This window comes from Sphingomonas sanguinis NBRC 13937 (assembly GCF_001591005.1).
GTDB lineage: Bacteria > Pseudomonadota > Alphaproteobacteria > Sphingomonadales > Sphingomonadaceae > Sphingomonas > Sphingomonas sanguinis.
In genome coordinates, this window is the sequence record NZ_BCTY01000041.1 from 17,235 (window position 1) to 33,008 (window position 15,774).

The 15,774-nt window shown below is 66.6% G+C and carries 12 protein-coding genes and 1 tRNA gene; 3 read left to right on the plus strand and 10 right to left on the minus strand.

What is annotated here, in order from left to right; genetic code table 11:
* Positions 1 to 57 precede the first annotated feature (57 nt).
* Positions 58 to 237, minus strand: coding sequence for a hypothetical protein (locus tag SSA01S_RS14510; RefSeq protein WP_042490606.1), 180 nt, complete (start codon positions 235 to 237; stop codon positions 58 to 60).
* 155 nt (positions 238 to 392) lie between these two features.
* Here SSA01S_RS14510 and SSA01S_RS14515 point away from each other — a divergent pair, with 155 nt between their 5' ends.
* Positions 393 to 2,525, plus strand: coding sequence for a TonB-dependent receptor (locus tag SSA01S_RS14515; RefSeq protein ID WP_061780931.1), 2,133 nt, complete (start codon positions 393 to 395; stop codon positions 2,523 to 2,525).
* A gap of 141 nt (positions 2,526 to 2,666) precedes the next feature.
* Here the strand turns inward: SSA01S_RS14515 and SSA01S_RS14520 are convergent, their stop codons facing one another.
* The 5 genes from SSA01S_RS14520 to SSA01S_RS14540 all read right to left on the minus strand — a co-directional run bounded on the left by SSA01S_RS14520 (position 2,667) and on the right by SSA01S_RS14540 (position 11,013).
* Complete coding sequence (locus tag SSA01S_RS14520; protein ID WP_082795113.1) at positions 2,667 to 4,424, minus strand: aspartyl protease family protein; 1,758 nt, start codon at positions 4,422 to 4,424, stop codon at positions 2,667 to 2,669.
* A gap of 230 nt (positions 4,425 to 4,654) precedes the next feature.
* Positions 4,655 to 5,746: a Gfo/Idh/MocA family protein gene (locus SSA01S_RS14525; protein ID WP_061780933.1), complete on the minus strand. Its 1,092-nt coding sequence runs from the start codon at positions 5,744 to 5,746 to the stop codon at positions 4,655 to 4,657.
* An 86-nt stretch (positions 5,747 to 5,832) separates the two neighbouring features.
* Positions 5,833 to 9,327 carry a DUF3857 domain-containing protein gene (locus SSA01S_RS14530; RefSeq protein ID WP_156477829.1) on the minus strand — a complete coding sequence of 1,165 codons (3,495 nt, stop codon included), beginning with the start codon at positions 9,325 to 9,327 and terminating at the stop codon, positions 5,833 to 5,835.
* Positions 9,328 to 9,427: 100 nt separating this feature from the next.
* Positions 9,428 to 10,732 (minus strand): nicotinate phosphoribosyltransferase, encoded by a 1,305-nt coding sequence (gene pncB, locus SSA01S_RS14535; protein WP_061780935.1) that lies wholly within the window; start codon positions 10,730 to 10,732, stop codon positions 9,428 to 9,430.
* Positions 10,733 to 10,923: 191 nt separating this feature from the next.
* Positions 10,924 to 11,013, minus strand: a tRNA-Ser gene (locus tag SSA01S_RS14540).
* A 166-nt stretch (positions 11,014 to 11,179) separates the two neighbouring features.
* Between SSA01S_RS14540 and SSA01S_RS14545 the strand changes: the two genes are divergently transcribed.
* The gene (locus SSA01S_RS14545; protein ID WP_061780936.1) at positions 11,180 to 11,944 is read left to right on the plus strand and encodes an EipA family protein; all 765 of its coding nucleotides are present in this window, start codon (positions 11,180 to 11,182) and stop codon (positions 11,942 to 11,944) included.
* Between the two features lie 53 nt (positions 11,945 to 11,997).
* On the opposite strand, the gene SSA01S_RS14550 is transcribed toward SSA01S_RS14545, so the two are convergent.
* Together SSA01S_RS14550 and SSA01S_RS14555 are read right to left on the minus strand one after the other, a co-directional pair.
* Complete coding sequence (locus SSA01S_RS14550; RefSeq protein ID WP_061780937.1) at positions 11,998 to 12,399, minus strand: hypothetical protein; 402 nt, start codon at positions 12,397 to 12,399, stop codon at positions 11,998 to 12,000.
* Complete coding sequence (locus tag SSA01S_RS14555; protein ID WP_061780938.1) at positions 12,396 to 13,715, minus strand: dihydroorotase; 1,320 nt, start codon at positions 13,713 to 13,715, stop codon at positions 12,396 to 12,398. The genes SSA01S_RS14550 and SSA01S_RS14555 overlap by 4 nt, the downstream gene beginning before the upstream one ends.
* Before the next feature lie 47 nt (positions 13,716 to 13,762).
* Between SSA01S_RS14555 and ygfZ the strand changes: the two genes are divergently transcribed.
* Positions 13,763 to 14,539 carry a CAF17-like 4Fe-4S cluster assembly/insertion protein YgfZ gene (gene ygfZ, locus SSA01S_RS14560; protein ID WP_061780939.1) on the plus strand — a complete coding sequence of 259 codons (777 nt, stop codon included), beginning with the start codon at positions 13,763 to 13,765 and terminating at the stop codon, positions 14,537 to 14,539.
* Between the two features lie 12 nt (positions 14,540 to 14,551).
* Here the strand turns inward: ygfZ and SSA01S_RS14565 are convergent, their stop codons facing one another.
* Complete coding sequence (locus tag SSA01S_RS14565) at positions 14,552 to 15,013, minus strand: hypothetical protein (protein WP_153007121.1); 462 nt, start codon at positions 15,011 to 15,013, stop codon at positions 14,552 to 14,554.
* Positions 15,014 to 15,372: 359 nt separating this feature from the next.
* On the minus strand, positions 15,373 to 15,774 hold a 402-nt coding region (locus tag SSA01S_RS14570; protein WP_156477830.1), incomplete at its 5' end, for an OmpA family protein.

Consider the following 15,774-nt stretch of genomic DNA (forward strand, 5'->3'; position numbering starts at 1 on the left):
GGTGAGAGTTCGTTTCAGGAATAGGCGGTGGTGTCACGCGCCGACCGGCCCGTCCCATCAATGCAGCTTGGCGATCGACAGCCCGTCTTCCTTCGCCCGCGCCTTCACCGACTCCTCGCTCCGGGTCAGCGCCTTGGCGATGGCCTTCAGGGCCATGCCCTTCTTGGCAAGAGTGTGCAGCTTCTGGATCTCGTCCTGGCGCCAGGGCTGGCGGTGTCGTTCAAAGCGTTCGGCCATACCCCTATATAGGCCCGTCCCGCCCCGCTGACCATGGCCGCGCGTCGATGATGCCCGGATTACAAATGCGCCATGAAGCCTGAGGTCGCTTGCCATGGCATCGCAGTGCAGCAAGATAGCCCCTTCGGGAGACGTTATATCATTTGGGGTTGTCCATGCGTTTTTATGCCCTTCTCTGCTGTGTCGCCACGTCAGCGCTGGCCGTCCCTGCCCTGGCCCAGACGCGAGGGATTCCCGCCGCCGACCCGGACCAGCCCTCGACCGGCCAGAGCAGCGATATCGTGGTGACCGCCAAGCGGCTGGATGAAGCGCGCGAGCATATTCAGCCCAGCCTGGGCGCCTCCAATTATGAAATCTCCAGCGCGACGATCAAGGCGCTGCCCGGTGGCGAGAACCAGCAGTTCAACCAGATCCTGCTCCAGGCGCCCGGCATCGTGCAGGACGGCTTCGGCCAGTTCCACGTCCGCGACGATCATAACGGCCTACAATATCGCATCAACGGCACCATCCTGCCCGAAGGGCTGGCGGTGTTCGGCCAGACGCTGTCGCCGCGCCTGGTCGACAAGGTCAACATCCTGACCGGCGCGCTGCCCGCGCAATACGGCCTGCGTACCGCGGGCGTGATCGACATCACCACCAAGAGCGGGCTGTTCGACAATGGCGGCACCGCCTCCATTTACGGCGGCAGCCACAACACCATCCAGCCTAGCCTGACCTATGGCGGCTCGTCCGGCAGCACCAACTACTTCGTATCGGGCGATTACCGGCACAGCGGCTTAGGGATTGAGAGCGTCGATGGCCGGTCGAACCCGGTGCATGACGATACCGACCAATATCAGGGCTTCGCCTATGTCGACCATATCCTGGACGACCAGAACCGCTTGTCCTTCGTCGGCGGCTATTCCAACCAGTGGTTCCAGATTCCCAACCCCGTCGGCCAGCAGCCGAGCGCCGGGTGGAGCGTCGGCGGTCAGACCGCCTTCCCCAGCGAAAAGCTGAACGAGACGCAGCTGGAAAAGACCGGCTTCGGCCAGATCGCCCTGCTCCACGATGCCGAGCCGCTGACCGTCCAGGCCTCGCTCTTCGCGCGCTATTCGTCGCTGCGCTATCGCCCCGACGTGCTGGGCGAGCTGCTGTATAACGGCCAGGCGCAGCAGGCCTATAAGCAGGACTTCGCGATCGGCGGACAGGTCGATGCGGTCTATCATGTCGGCACCGCCCACACGCTGCGCGGCGGTTTGCTGGTGACGCGCGATCGCTCGACCAGCGATACCAGCACCAGCGTCTTTCCGGTCGACGGCAACGGCGCGCAGACCGGCGAGCCCGTCGTGATCGTCGACAATGGCGGCAAGACCGCGACCAGCTTCAGCGCGTACCTTCAGGACGAGTGGAAGCTCGCCCCCAAGCTGACGCTGAACTACGGCGCGCGCTACGACCTGTATAATGGCTATCGGCGCGAGGGGCAGGTGTCGCCGCGCGTCAACCTGGTCTGGCAGCCGGACGACACCTATACGCTGCACGCGGGCTATTCGCGCTATTTCGTGCCGCCGCCCTTCGAGCTGGTCGGCAATACCAGCATCGCCAAGTTCGTCGGCACCAGCGCCTATCCCGCCAATCCGCTGAACGACGTGCCCTTTGCCGAGCGCCAGGATTATTTCGACGCCGGATTCCAGGCCAAGCTCAGCCGTTACTTCACCTATGGCATCGACGCCTATTACCGCATCTCGAAGAACCTGATCGACGAGGGGCAGTTCGGCGCGCCGATCATCCTGACCCCGTTCAATTACAAACAGGGGCGGATCGGCGGCATCGAGGCCAATGTCAGCTATCAGCGTGGGCCCGTGCTGGCCTATGCCAACTTCGCCGCCGCCAAGGCGAAGGGGCGCAACATCGTCTCCAGCCAGTTCAGCTTCTCGCCCGACGACCTGGCCTATATCGCCAACCGGTACATCTATCTGGATCACGACCAGACCTTCACCGGATCGGCGGGCATCTCCTATGCGGTGGCGGAAGGAACGAAGCTGGGCGGCAGCATGATCTATGGTTCCGGCCTGCGCCGCGACGACGACGTGAACGACGTTCCCAACGGTGCCAAGCTGTCGCCCTATGCGCAGTTCAATCTGACCGCGAGCCACCATCTGGCGGGGCCGAACCTCGACATCCGCTTCGATGTCATCAACGTGCTCGACCACAAATATGAAATCCGCGACGGAACCGGCGTGGGCGTCGGCGCGCCGCAATATGGGCCGCGGCGCGGGTTCTTCGTCGGCGTATCCAAGGCGTTCTGACGAATCCACTCCTCCCCGGCACGGGGAGGGGGACCATCCGCAGGATGGTGGAGGGGGGCTTCCCCAAGGGAAGACCTGTGGGAAAGCCCCCCTCCGTCAGCGCTGTGCGCTGCCACCTCTCCGCGAGCGGGGAGGATCGCTTCACCCGATCCCGTATTTCCTGATCTTGTCCGGCAACCGCTTGTCGAGCGCGGTCGCCAGCGCGCGGTCATGCGCGGCCTCGGTCGTCTGGCCCAGATGCTCCTCGGCCAGCGAACGGCCATAGAGCGCCCAGGGCCGCCTGGGATCGATCGCCAGCGCGGCGTTGAAGTCGGCGAGCGCGGCGCGGTCGTCCTTCTGGCGCAGATGGAGGAAGGCGCGGCTGTCGAGGAAGCTGGGGTTGGTCGGGACCGCGTGGACGGCGGCGTTGCAGTCGCCCATCGCCTTGTCCAGATCCTTGCCCGCCAGCATCCGCGACCAGCATCGCCCGTTTTGCGCGGTGCTGCGCGCCGCATCCTCGCGGTGGGTGGACATCCACCCGTCATATTGCGCGATCGCCTGATCGAACGCGTCCGCCCCCGAATAAAGCTGCGCCATCTGGAGCCGCGCGGCGGCCTCACGCGGCAACTGGCCGTTCAGCAGGTCGAGATCGGCGATCGTCCCCGCCGGATTGCCCGCGCGCAGCCGCAGTTCGGCACGGATCAACCGCGCGTGCGTGTCAGTGGGATCGAGGGTCAGCGTGGTGTTGAGATCGTCGATCGCCAGCACCGGCCGCCGCTGCTGCAGATAGGCGAGCGCACGCTCACGGGGATAGCGCGGCTCCTGGGGCGCCATCTGGATCGCCTTGGTGAAGTCGTCGATCGCATGCGGCAGGTCATGCTGGGTCACGTACATCGCGCCGCGACGGCTATACCCTTCCGCATCGGTCGGTGCGGCGGCATCCGTGCCGTTCTGCGCGACGACGGCGGCGGTCGCGTCGGCATGGGCGACCGCGTTGAACAGCCGCCCGCCATTATAGGTGAAATAGATGCGGTGCTGGAGGTTGGAGACATAGAGGCGATGCGACACGAAAAAGTCCGCGCCCAGCAGCATGTCGGTATCGAGCATGCCCAGATCGGCGAAGTGGAGGCGCACATTGTGCAGTTCCTCATTGCCGATCTTCAGCAGCTTGAACTTCGCGGTCCAGCCCTGGACGACGCGGCGGCCCATGCCGCTTTCCCATCCCGCCGCCTCGACCCCGGGATCGCCCGGATGCACGCCCGCCCGCGCCGCGCCGCGAAGGCTGATCACCGTCTGCGGCGCGCCAGTATCGAAGGTCGCGTTCAGCTTCGCCCCGTCCAGCTCGACCGTGCCGACCGTATGGTTGTGCGCGGCCTCCTTCGTCTCGATGGGAATCTCGAAAAAGGGCTGACCCTTGGTCCAATAGGCCATGGCCGCGCGGCCGCAGCCCATCGGCTTGAACAGGCGGACCATGCCGCCGGGCAGATCATATTCGACATCGGCCAGGCCCAGGACATTCTGGCCGATCAACCCGCTCTGGCCGATATCGCTGCCCGCGACCGTGAACTGGACATTGGGTATATCGAGCCCGGCCAGGGAGAAATGCCGGACGGTGGCGACCGTCGCATCGGTGCCGCCGCCGATCCCCCCCAGCCGCATGCCGTTCGGCAGAGGCTGTTGCGGCAGATCGAACTCATGCGCGACGGCGGGCCAGATATTGCTGAAAAAGGCACCGCTATCGAGGATGAAGGGCGCCGGTCTGCCGTTGATCCGCGTATCGACCACCGCGCGCATGCCCTGCATCGTGACGGGGATCGCCGCCATCTGCCCGACCTTGCACGACGTCTCCGCCCAGACGGGTGTCGCCGCCCCGCTCATCAGGCCAGCCCAGAATGCCGCCTTGCCCCACATCCCGATCATCGGCGCCACCATCCCCATGCCAGCTTGCGGACACGAGCCTATCAGCAGCGGGAACCGGCGAAGATGACGGCGGCCTTACATTCGCGAAATCCAGCCTGATTCCTCCCCTGCAAGGGGAGGTGGCAGGCCGTCAGGCCTGACGGAGGGGTGTCGCGCTGTCGAGAGGGGGACACCCCTCCGACGCGCTTTGCGCGCCACCTCCCCTGCGAGGGGAGGAATGAACTGAACGCTCACCCCAGCGTGATCCGCCGCCCTTCGCGCGCGGAGCGGTAGATCGCCTCGATCACCCGCATATCGGCCAGCCCCTCCTCGCCCGGCACCAGCGGGTCGGTGCCGTTCAGGATGCAGCCAGCGAAATGGTCCAGCTGGCCAGCATGCTGGCCCTTGGGCACCGGCACCGACTGCGCCTCGGTCCGGCCGTCGCGGCGAATCCGCATCGCCTGGCCCTCATAGGCGGTGGCGGGCTCCAGTTCGATCCAGCCCTGCGTCCCGGTGACGCGGTACATATTGTGGTTCGAGCTGTAACTCGACACGCAGGTCGCCTCGATGCCCGATGGGAAGCGCAGCAGGAAGCTGATGCGATCCTCGACGGTGGCAAAGCGCGGGTCGCTACGGTCGGTGGACTCGATCGCGCTGACCTCGACCGGGTCCTCGCCGGTCAGATAGCGGGTCGCGTTCAGGCTGTAGATGCCGATATCCATCAACGAGCCGCCGCCCGACCATTTGCGGTCGAGCCGCCACTGGTTCGGCTGCGCGTTGAAGCCATGGTCGGCGGTGATAATCCGGGTCGGCCCGACGAAACCCTTCTTCGCCAGGTCGATCGCCAGCTGGTTGTACGGCTCGAAGCGCGAGCGATATCCGATCATCAGCTTGCGCCCCGCCGCGCGGCACGCCGCGATCATCGTGCGGCATTCCGCGACGGAGACCGCCATCGGCTTCTCGCACATCACATGCTTGCCCGCCTTGGCCGCGCGCACCGTATATTCGGCATGCAGCGCATTGGGCAGGATCACATAGACGACATCCACATCCGGGTTGTCGCGAATGCGATCGAAGTCGGCATAGGAATAACGGTGGCTGGCGGGGATACCATATTTCTCGCCGAAGCGGGTCAGCTTCTCCGGTGTGCCGCTGACCAGCGCCACCAGCCGCGACTGGTCGCACTCGGCGAATTTCGACATGATCAGCTCGGCATAACGGCCCAGCCCGACGATCGCATAGCCGATCTTGCGGCCGCGCGGCGCGGCACAGGCGGTGCTGGCGGCCACGGCCAGGCCGGCACCCAGCCCCGCGATGATCGTCCGACGGTCGGCGTCGCGCATGATCCTCTCCCGTGATCCGGCGGGCATCATTCGCCCGCCGGATCAGAAGGTTATCATGACAGACCGTTCATCACCACCACCATGGATCAGTAGGTCGTCCAGCCCTGGCTCGTCCCCGCATAGCGCAGCGGCCGCGCATATTTGGCGAATTCCGCCTGCACCTCGGGCGTAGCGCGGGCCTTGGCCAGGGTCTGGAGGATCGCCTGCTCCGTCGGCGTCTGCGCCTCCGCCGTCTCGAAGGTCAGGAACTGGTCGAACACGTCGTCCCGTGCCTCCTCGTCACGCAACCGGGTCAGTAGCATATCGGCGGTGGCCTTCACGTCGCCGCGACAGGCCGCGATCCGCGTCGCCGCGCCCCAATTCTCGGCGGGCTTGGCGGTCAGCTTGGCCTCGTCCGCCTTGGCCTCGTCCAACCGCCCCATCCGGTGCAGCAGACAGGCGCGCCCCGCCCACACCCAGCCCTGGCCATAGCCGCTCAACCGACCGAGATGCTGGGTCGCCAGATCGTTGAAGCTGTCGAGCGCCGCCTGATCCTTGCCCGTCGCGCCCAAGATCTCCGCGCGGTTGATGGCGATCGAGGCCAGTTCGGGATATTGCTCCATGCCCAGCCCGATCACCAGGTCCAGTGCCGCGACCGCGTCGTCGGGCCGTCCCGCCATCCTCAGCGCGGCGGCATATTCGTTGACCAGCCAGAAGCCGTCCGAGCCGACCGTCTCGATGCGGGCGCGGTCGGTGGCGAGCGGCTTGCCCGCCGCGATCGCCTCGTCGAAACGCCCCAGCGCGCGCAGGGCCTGTATCTGCTGCGACACCACCTTGTAGTTGGTGGGGGCAGCCTTGGCGGCCGCCGTCGCCCGCTTGGCATCGGCCTGCAGCGCGCTGCGGAAATGATCGGCCATCATCCGGTCCATCTCCGGCCAGAAGGCCTGATAGCGCCGCTCGGCCGCCAGCGAGACCAGGGTTCTGGTCGACGGCTCCTTGGCGAGCAGGGCACGCGCCTCCGCCACATGGCCGCGACGGGCATGAGCGAAGATCGCACAACCCAGCATGGAGTCGCCGAACGCGGTTCGCGGCGCCTGTTGCCACCCTGCGCCGGCCAGCGCCAGGCAGATATCCTCACGCGCCACCCGGCGCTTCTCGGGCGCCAGCGCCTGTACCTTCTGGAATGCGCCTTGAACCCACAGGTCCTCCAGGCTGACGACGATGGCGGGTTGCACGGCCTGGGTCCGCTGAAACGCCTTGGCCACGCTGTCACCGGTGCCGAGATCGATCTCGTAACCGATCCACAGCCGGAACATCTCGGGATTGCCGGCATATTGCGCGGCGGCGGACTGGAAGGCGGCGAGCGCGGCCTGCGGGCGGCGCAGATCGGCGAGCAGGCCGCCCTTCATCCCCTCGATCAGCCCCGCCGTGGGCGAGGGACGCGGCAACCGGTCCAACATGCCCGTGACCAGGGTCAGCGCCTCGATCTTCGACGCTTGGTCGGGTTTCTGCATCAACGCCTGGACCTTTTCCATGTCCGGGCGAATCTGGGCGAGGAGGGCGCGGTCCAGGCCATCGGGCATCTCGGCGGGCGGCACCGCCTTTTCGAGGTAGAACTCGATCCCCGCCTCGTCCTTCAACGTGTCGGAGACGGCATAGACCCCCTCCGCCTCGCTCGCCGGAACCTGATCGCGCGGACCGGTTTCCAGATGATAGGCCATGCGCAGCCCGTCGGGCAGCTTGGTGCTGCGCCGGGTGAACACCACCGCCCCGCCCTTGGCCTCGATATCGTCCAGCGGGTCGAGCGGACGGCCCTTGGCGCGCAGCTCGATCACGTGGTCGGTGACGACATGATCGGGCAATGCCAGTGGGTTGCGGCGCGCATTGGCCTGACGGTCGGGCAGTATGTCCTGCACCGCATAGGCGCGGGTGATGAGCTTGGACGACAGCTTCGCCTTGTCGAACGCCTCGCGCGACAGTGTATAGTCCTCGACCATGGTCAGCGTGTTGGCGTCGCGGTCGTCCTTCAGGACCAGCGGGCGGGCCTCGGCCAGGCCGGGGAATCGCTTGCGGTAAAAGTCCAGATTGTTGTCCGCGATGCGGCGCGCCGACGAGGTGGACCAGCTGGCCCGCATCCCGTCCGCCCGTGCCTCGGTATAGCGCGTCTCGACATGCAGGGTCAGCGGCACCGCGCCCTTTTCGTCGACCGCGAACTGTTCGAGCACGTCCATCCGCCCGGCATGATCGCCATAGCCCTCCATCTTCTCCAGCGCAGCCTGACCGGCGCGGATGGGCAGCGCATAGCCCAGGTCGGAGGCGACGATGGCGGTGCCGCGCCCGCCCCGGTGGGTGCCGGTCGGGTCGATCCACATCACCCGGCCATCCACCACGGCGCGCACGATCACATGGTCGAACTGCAACGGCGAGGGCAGTCGGTCGATCAGCCGGTCGCCCGCGCTGGTCGAGACGAGCGCCGGAACCGCATCGATCCCCAACCGGCGCAGCGCGACCGCGAGCAACAGGCTCTTGTCCTTGCAATCGCCATAACCGCGCGCCAGCACGGTGGCGGGCCGCCGGGGCACGAACGAGCCCTCGCCCATCTCCTCGCCGACATAGCGGATATTGTCCTGTACCAGCCGCGACGCCTCGGTCAGTCGGTCGGCCGCGCCCGGCGATGCCTTGGCAATGGCGTCCAGCCGCGCGGCGAAGTCGGGGGGCAAGGTCTCGTCACCCTTGTACAGCCCCTCCGCCCAGGCGGCGACCTCGCCCCAGCTCTTCATCGTCGAGATATCGACCCGGCCCCACTGGAAAGCGCCCGCGGGCACGTTACTCTCGCCCTTGGTCGGGGCGGGGTTGCGGGACACCCATTCCCATTCGGTGCCGCCATCGATCGCCCGCGTCTGGAACGCGATATCGCTATTTAGCGCCTTGAAGGCGGGCGTCATGCCGCTCGGCCAGACCAGCCGGATGCTGCGCATCCCCAAGGGGTCGGAGAAACGCTGCGAGAATTGGTGGAAGGAATGGCCCGGCCACAGCGCCGAGCGGGTGTGGACGATGGTGGCGTAATCGACCACGTCGCCGACCCGCACGTCGCGGACGTTCGCGATCACCTTCAGGCTACCGCTGACGATCCCGTCCTTCAGGTCGCTTTCACGCTCGACGACGCGGAATTGCGTATCCTTCGTCCGGTCGATGACCTGGCCGTCGCGGACGATGCGGACAAAGGCGATGCCGACGCTCTCGAACGCCGGATTATAGGTCAGCGTGATCTGGCCGGTCGATTCCAGCCCGCTGCGGTCGACCACCTTGCTCGCCAGTCGGAACCAGTCATCATGCCCGTCGGCGCGGGCGCGATATTGCTGGTCGTTGAGCAGATAGGCGGTGCCGTCCTGCGCGCCCTCGACCAGCGCCTGGGTCGCCGCGGGCACCGGGCGATCGCGAATCCAGTCGGGCACGGCCTCGACCGCGACAGTCGGCATTGTCGCCTTCGTCTCGCTGGCCACCGCAACCGCCGCCGTTCCGGCGCACAGAGAGGCGATCGCCACCCCCGCCAGCAACGCAAACCCCATCCCCCGGCGTCGCGCCGTCATCGTCTTCGTCACGCTTATGCTACCTCCCCCGAGATCGGCCAACGCTATGAGCCGCGCCGGGGACTGGCAAGAGGAATAGGTCTACCGGACCGGGACGATGGGACGCGCCCGATCAGACCATGACCGGCTTGGCCTGCCGCCCCTCCTGCCCGAAAATGCGCAGATAGCGTTCGATCTCCGCCGGCTCGCCAGTCGCCTTGGCCGGATTGTCGGAGAGTTTCACCGCCGGGCGGCCATTCGCGCTGATGACCTTGGCGACCAGCGAGATCGGCTCCAGTCCCGCTTCGCCCGCCGGGTCGCAGCCCCGGAAATCATTGGTCAAATTGGTGCCCCAGCCAAAGCTCATCCGTACCCGGCCATGGAAATGGCGATAGACCGCCTCGATACTGTCGACGTCCATGCCGTCGGAAAAGATCAGCAGCTTGCTCTTCGGATCGCGACCATGCGCCTGCCACCAGGCGATGATCTGCTCGCCGCCCTCGATCGGCGGCATCGAGTCCGGGCGGAAACCGGTCCAGTCGGCCAGCCAGTCGGGCGCGTGGGCAAGGAAAGCGCTGGTCCCGAACGCATCGGGCAGCGCGATCAGCAGGTTGCCGTCATAGAGCGCCTGCCACTCCTCCAGCACCCGATAGGGCGCCGCCGCCACGCCCGCATCGTCGGGCGCCAGCGCGGCCATCACCATCGGCAGCTCATGCGCGTTGGTGCCGATCGCCTCCAGGTCGTTGTCCATCGCCAACAGCACGTTGGACGAGCCGATGAAGCGGCTCCCCAGCCCTTCCTTCAACGCCTCGACACACCAGCGCTGCCACAAAAAGCCATGCCGCCGCCGCGTGCCGAAGTCGGAGAGGACCAGATCGGGCAGGTCGCGCAACCGCTCCACCTTGTCCCACAGCTTGGCCTTGGCGCGGGCATAGAGCACGTCGAGCTCGAACCGCCCCTTGCCCTTCAGCGCGGCACGCGACCGCAGCTCGTTGACGATGGCGAGTGCCGGGATTTCCCACATCGTCGTCTCGGCCCAAGGGCCCTCGAAATGCAGCTCGAACTGTCCGTCGACGGTGCGCAGTTCATAGTCGGGCAACTGGAATCGGCCGAGCCATTCGATGAAGTCGGGCGAGAACATCCGCTGCTTGCCGTAAAAGCTGTTGCCCGCCAGCCAGATCAGTTCCTTCTTGGTGAAGCGCAGCGACCGCGCATGGTCCAGCTGTTCGCGCAACTCGGCCTCGTCCATCACCTCGGCCAACCGGACCGCATGGCTGCGATTGATCAGCGAGAAGGTCGCATGCACCTCCGGGTGCAACTGCCGGATCATCTGCAGCATCAACAGCTTGTAGAAATCGGTATCGAGCAAACTGCGCACCACCGGGTCCAACCGCCAGCCATGATTATAGACGCGGGTGGCGATGTCGGTGACGGGCATGAACGATCCTCAACGGCGCGGGCGATGTCCTCGCCCTCTGACAAGCGTTAGAGGCGATGCCCGTTCCAACCGGGTCGGGCAAGCGTGGCGGGACCATGCTCGTTGGGCGTTGAGACGGCGTAGGTGTCAGGACTTCAAGGGAAGCTGGTCGATCGGCTGGCTGATGATCGACATCGTGCGCGGCACAGATATGGCGGAGACGGAGGGATTCGAACCCTCGGTACGGTTTCCCGTACGACGCTTTAGCAAAGCGTTGGTTTCAGCCACTCACCCACGTCTCCGGCTTGCGGCGAGGTGCGGCTATAGCGGGGCCGGGGGAGGCAATCAACCGGGGTTTGAGGGGATTTTATGCGGAAAATCGACTAGGGCCTGTCCCGTCATTCATTGCACTGCAAGGCGCGGGCTGGTTAACGTCGGTCATCGGTCTGCCGGGGGAGTTGAAAAGTCATGCGTATCGTCTGTCACACCCTGTCGCTGCTGGGTGGTCTTGCGCTGATCGCCGCTGTGCCCGCAGGCGCGCAGGTCCGCACGATCGATCCCAATCAGGGCATCGACAGCGACCTGGGCACGCAGCCGTCGCGCCCGCCCGTCGCCACCACGCCGCAGGACCAGCGCAACAGCCCGGCGCAGGACGACACCATCCCCTCCACGCCGCCGGCCCAGCAGACGCCGGTGACGCCCCCCTCGACCGTCCCGGAAACCCGCGCGACGCAGACCACGCAAGCGGCCGACACGTTCGAGCGTGACGACCTGCTCGCGGCGGGCGAAGGCGTGTTCGGCCAGGGTGCCGAAGGGCTGGCGGGCATCATCGAGCGCATCCTGAAGGAACAGGGCCGCCCCAACGCCTATATCGCGGGGCGCGAGGCCTCGGGCGCGTTCGTGGTCGGGCTGCGTTACGGCTCGGGCGTGATGACCCACAAGGTCGAGGGGCAGATGCCGGTCTATTGGACCGGGCCGTCGCTCGGCTTCGACATTGGCGGCGACGCGAACAAGGTCTTCGTGCTGGTCTACAATCTGTATGACACCGAGGAGTTGTTCCACCGCTTCCCGGCGGCCGAGGGACGGCTCTATTTCGTCGGCGGGTTCGCCGCGACCTATCTGCGGCGCGGCAACGTCGTGCTGATCCCGGTGCGGCTGGGGGTCGGTTGGCGCGCGGGCGTCAATGTCGGCTATATGAACTTCACCCACAAGGCGCGGTGGTTGCCGTTCTGATCGGATGCGCGGGGCGAGGAAGCCCGGCCTGAGACCTTCGTCCGTTCAGCCCCCTACCCGCGCACCAGCAACCGATAGGGCTCGCTGACCGCGATCACCGGCACGTCCCAAGGATGCGCCGCCAGCAACTGGTCCGCCAGCGAATCCACATCCGCGTCCGCATCATAGATGGCGGTCAGGATGACGGTCGGCGACCAGCTCGGCTCGCCGACCGTGCCCAGTGTCGGCACCGCGCCGTCGCCGGGACGGAAGCCTTCATAACCGAGCGCCAGTTCCACCACGTCCCGATAACGCCCAAAATCGCCCAGTGGCGGGGTGCGCAAGATACCCAGCAGCACGGCGGCGGTGGCGTCCCGCTCCACCGCGCCAGGATCGCCCGCCATCATCGCCGCCAGCGTCTGGGGCGCTACCGGGCAATAGACCCGGATGTCGCGCACCCACCGGACCGCCCTCATCCGAAATCGACCGCCTCGAAACGCAGCGGCTGGCCGGTCGGCGTGGCGGCGAGCTGATCTTCCCACATCGCGACCTCGCCCCGGATGATCGTGCCGATCGGCTTGCCGGTCAGCTCCATGCCCGTGAAGGGCGACCAGCCGCACTTGGACTGGAGCCACTGATCCTCGATCGTCCAGCGCTTCTTCAGGTCGACGATGGTGAAGTCGGCGTCATAGCCGGCCGCGATCCGCCCCTTGCCGACGATGCCGAAAATGCGCTGTGCACCGGCGCTGGTCAGCTCGATCACCCGCTGAAGCGACAGGCGGCCGTTCGCTGCATGGTCGAGCAGCAACGGCAGCAGCGTCTGCACGCCCGGCATGCCGCTGGGGCTACCCGGATAGGGCTTGGCCTTTTCCTCCAGCGTGTGCGGCGCATGGTCGGACCCGATGACGTCGGGCACACCCTGGTTCAGCCAGTGCCACAGCCCGTCGCGATGCGCGCCCGAGCGGATCGGCGGGTTCATCTGCGCCAGCGTGCCGAGGCGTGGATAGGCCTCCTCGCCCGCCAGCGTCAGATGTTGCGGCGTGACTTCGCAGGTCGCGATGTCCTTGTGCTGGGCGATATATTCCAACTCGGCAGGCGTGGTGACGTGCAGGATATGGATGCGGCGCTTCGCCTCACGCGCCAGACGCAGGATGCGGCGGGTGGCGAGCAGCGCGCTCTCATCGTCGCGCCAGACGGGGTGCGAGGCGGGGTCGCCCTCGATCCGCTCGTCGGCGCGGGCGTTCATCCGATCCTCGTCCTCGGCATGGATGGCGACGCGGCGATGGCCCGAGGCGAGCACTTCGGCCAGCCGCGCATCCTCGGACACCAGCAGGTCGCCGGTCGAGGCGCCCATGAAGATCTTCACCCCGGCCGTGCCCGGCATCCGCTCCAGCTCGGCCAGGTCGCGGGCATTGTGGTTCGTCGCGCCCACGTAAAAGGCGTGGTCGCAGAACATCGTCTTCGCGCGGGTCAGCTTGTCGGTGATCGCCTCGGCCGAATCGGTGTTCGGCTTGGTATTGGGCATTTCGAACACGGCGGTGACGCCACCCATCACCGCCGCACGGCTGCCAGATGCCAGGTCCTCCTTGTGCATCAGGCCGGGCTCGCGGAAATGCACCTGGGTGTCGATGACGCCGGGCAGGATGTCGAGCCCGGTACAGTCGATCACACGCCCCGCATCGCCCTTCGCGCCGATCTCCACGATCCGACCGCCGCGCACACCGACATCGGCGCGGACCGGGCCGCCGGGGGTATGGACGGTGCCGCCGGAGAGAAGCAGATCGAAGGTCATGACAAACGGGCCTTTCGCATAGGGTCCCGCCCTCCTACCTTGACCGCATGAGCGATACCACCCCGACGACGACGCCCAGCCCGACGCCAGGAACCACCCTGACCGACCGCCGCCTGATCCGCGTGGCGGGCGAGGATGTGCGCGGGTTCCTGCAAGGCCTGGTGACGCAGGATGTCGTCGGGCTGACCCCGGACGCGCCGCGCTGGGCCGGGCTGCTGACGCCGCAGGGCAAGGCGCTGTTCGACTTCATCCTCTGGGCCGAGGGCGAGGCGGTGCTGATCGATGCGGAAGCATCCCAGGCCGAGGCGCTGGCGCGGCGGCTGGCCATGTACCGGCTGCGACGGGCGATCACGATCGAGCCGGTCGAGGGGCTGGCGGTGCATTGGAGTGCTGGGGCGAGCGCGGGTACGGACGGCCATCCGTGCGATCCGCGCTTGGCCGAACTGGGCCGTCGCTGGCTGGCCCCGGCGGGCGAGGCGGCGAGCGGCTGGACCGCGCATAGGCTGGCGCTGGGCGTGACCGAGGGGGTCGGCGAACTCGGCGCGGGCGAGACCTTGTGGCTGGAGTGCAATGCGCGCGAGCTGAACGGAGTCAGCTTCACCAAGGGCTGTTATGTCGGCCAGGAAAATACGGCGCGGATGCACCATCGATCGAAGGTCAACCGGCGGCTGGTCGTTGCCCCTTTGGGGGAACCGGGCGATCGGACGCGGGCGACCTATCCCGCGCTGGGACTGATGGTGGAGCATCGCCGCGTCGAGGCGCTGGGCGATGCAGTGCGGCCAGAATGGCTGGTTTCGGCGCTAGCCGAAGAAGAGCGCGGCTGATCCGACCGACGTCTATCGGGCGGAGGACAGGGCCTGGTTGATCCGTTGCGTGGGGTCGGTCAGCATATGACCGACCTGCACCGCGATGGTGGCTGCCGCGGCGAGGCCGAACAGGCCGATCGCCCCGAATTGCAGCGCGCTGGAAATGGAACGGCTACGCTCCATGCGCCGGGCCGCATCGATCTCGCTGACCAGCCTCTGACGGGGATCGCGCCGGTCGCCATCGGCCTCGCGCTGGGCGGGACGGCCCTCCAGCCGGGGTTCGTTGACCAGCACATCCGCGCTGATCACATCCTGGGTCCGAATGCCCGAGAAGCGGTCGCGCCGCCAGATCACGCGGCCGATCACCACCTGGCGACCGCGCCGGATATCGACATATTCGCCCGGCTCCAGCGGGTCGTCGCAGGCCAGCATCATGCCGCGCGACGAAATATTGTGGATGCACGCATCGCCCCAGCCGCGGACCGACTTCATGCGACAGGGGATCAGGACCTGCCGGCGCGCTTCGCGATTCTTATAACCCGGCGCGGCCCGTGGCATCGGCGTTCCTTCGTGGTGAAGGACTTGTCCATATTGGACAGTGCCGAAAAAAGTGTGAATCCTGGGGACCAGAACGTCAAAAACGGCCTGACCGATCGGGAATGGCAGGCGGGACTGTCCCCGACGATCGACCGCTTGGCCGTATCTTTCATCGAAACTTGATCCAGCAGGGCTGAGGCAGCTCGGCGCCGGGAACGTCCTGGCGAGGAACCGGGCCGAATGCTGGATATAAAAAAGGAGGCCGGCTTTCGCCGACCTCCCTCTTTTTGCAATCAGCCTTGGCTGAGCGTGGCTTACTGGCCAGCGCCCGGACCGTAGGTGATTTCCACGCGACGGTTCTGGACCTCGCGGACACCGTCCGCAGTCTGAACGCGCAGGTGGTTGCGATCTTCGCCGAACGCTTCGGTCGTGATCGTGCCGTCCGGGATCGAACGCGACGTCATGTAAGCCTTCACCGCGTCGGCACGACGCTGCGACAGGCCCATGTTGTACTTCGGCGTACCCGACGTGTCGGTGAAGCCTGCAACCATCACGCGGGCATTGCCGCAGCTCTGGTACTGGGTGATCGCGTTGTCGAGGATCGACGCTGCTTCCGGGGTGATGTCCGACTTGTTCCACTCGAAGAACACGATGAACGGACCCGGCGAGCACGGCACAGCCTCGGGAGCCGGCGGCGGGGGCGGCGGGGGAGGAGG

What these genes read in the sequence shown, in the direction of transcription:
- SSA01S_RS14510 (WP_042490606.1), bottom strand. Translation starts at nt 237, where the DNA reads ATGGCCGAACGCTTTGAACGACACCGCCAGCCCTGGCGCCAGGACGAG.
- SSA01S_RS14515 (WP_061780931.1), top strand. Translation starts at nt 393, where the DNA reads ATGCGTTTTTATGCCCTTCTCTGCTGTGTCGCCACGTCAGCGCTGGCC.
- SSA01S_RS14520 (WP_082795113.1), bottom strand. Translation starts at nt 4,424, where the DNA reads ATGATCGGGATGTGGGGCAAGGCGGCATTCTGGGCTGGCCTGATGAGC.
- SSA01S_RS14525 (WP_061780933.1), bottom strand. Translation starts at nt 5,746, where the DNA reads ATGCGCGACGCCGACCGTCGGACGATCATCGCGGGGCTGGGTGCCGGC.
- pncB (WP_061780935.1), bottom strand. Translation starts at nt 10,732, where the DNA reads ATGCCCGTCACCGACATCGCCACCCGCGTCTATAATCATGGCTGGCGG.
- SSA01S_RS14545 (WP_061780936.1), top strand. Translation starts at nt 11,180, where the DNA reads ATGCGTATCGTCTGTCACACCCTGTCGCTGCTGGGTGGTCTTGCGCTG.
- SSA01S_RS14550 (WP_061780937.1), bottom strand. Translation starts at nt 12,399, where the DNA reads ATGAGGGCGGTCCGGTGGGTGCGCGACATCCGGGTCTATTGCCCGGTA.
- SSA01S_RS14555 (WP_061780938.1), bottom strand. Translation starts at nt 13,715, where the DNA reads ATGACCTTCGATCTGCTTCTCTCCGGCGGCACCGTCCATACCCCCGGC.
- ygfZ (WP_061780939.1), top strand. Translation starts at nt 13,763, where the DNA reads ATGAGCGATACCACCCCGACGACGACGCCCAGCCCGACGCCAGGAACC.
- SSA01S_RS14565 (WP_153007121.1), bottom strand. Translation starts at nt 15,013, where the DNA reads ATGAAGTCGGTCCGCGGCTGGGGCGATGCGTGCATCCACAATATTTCG.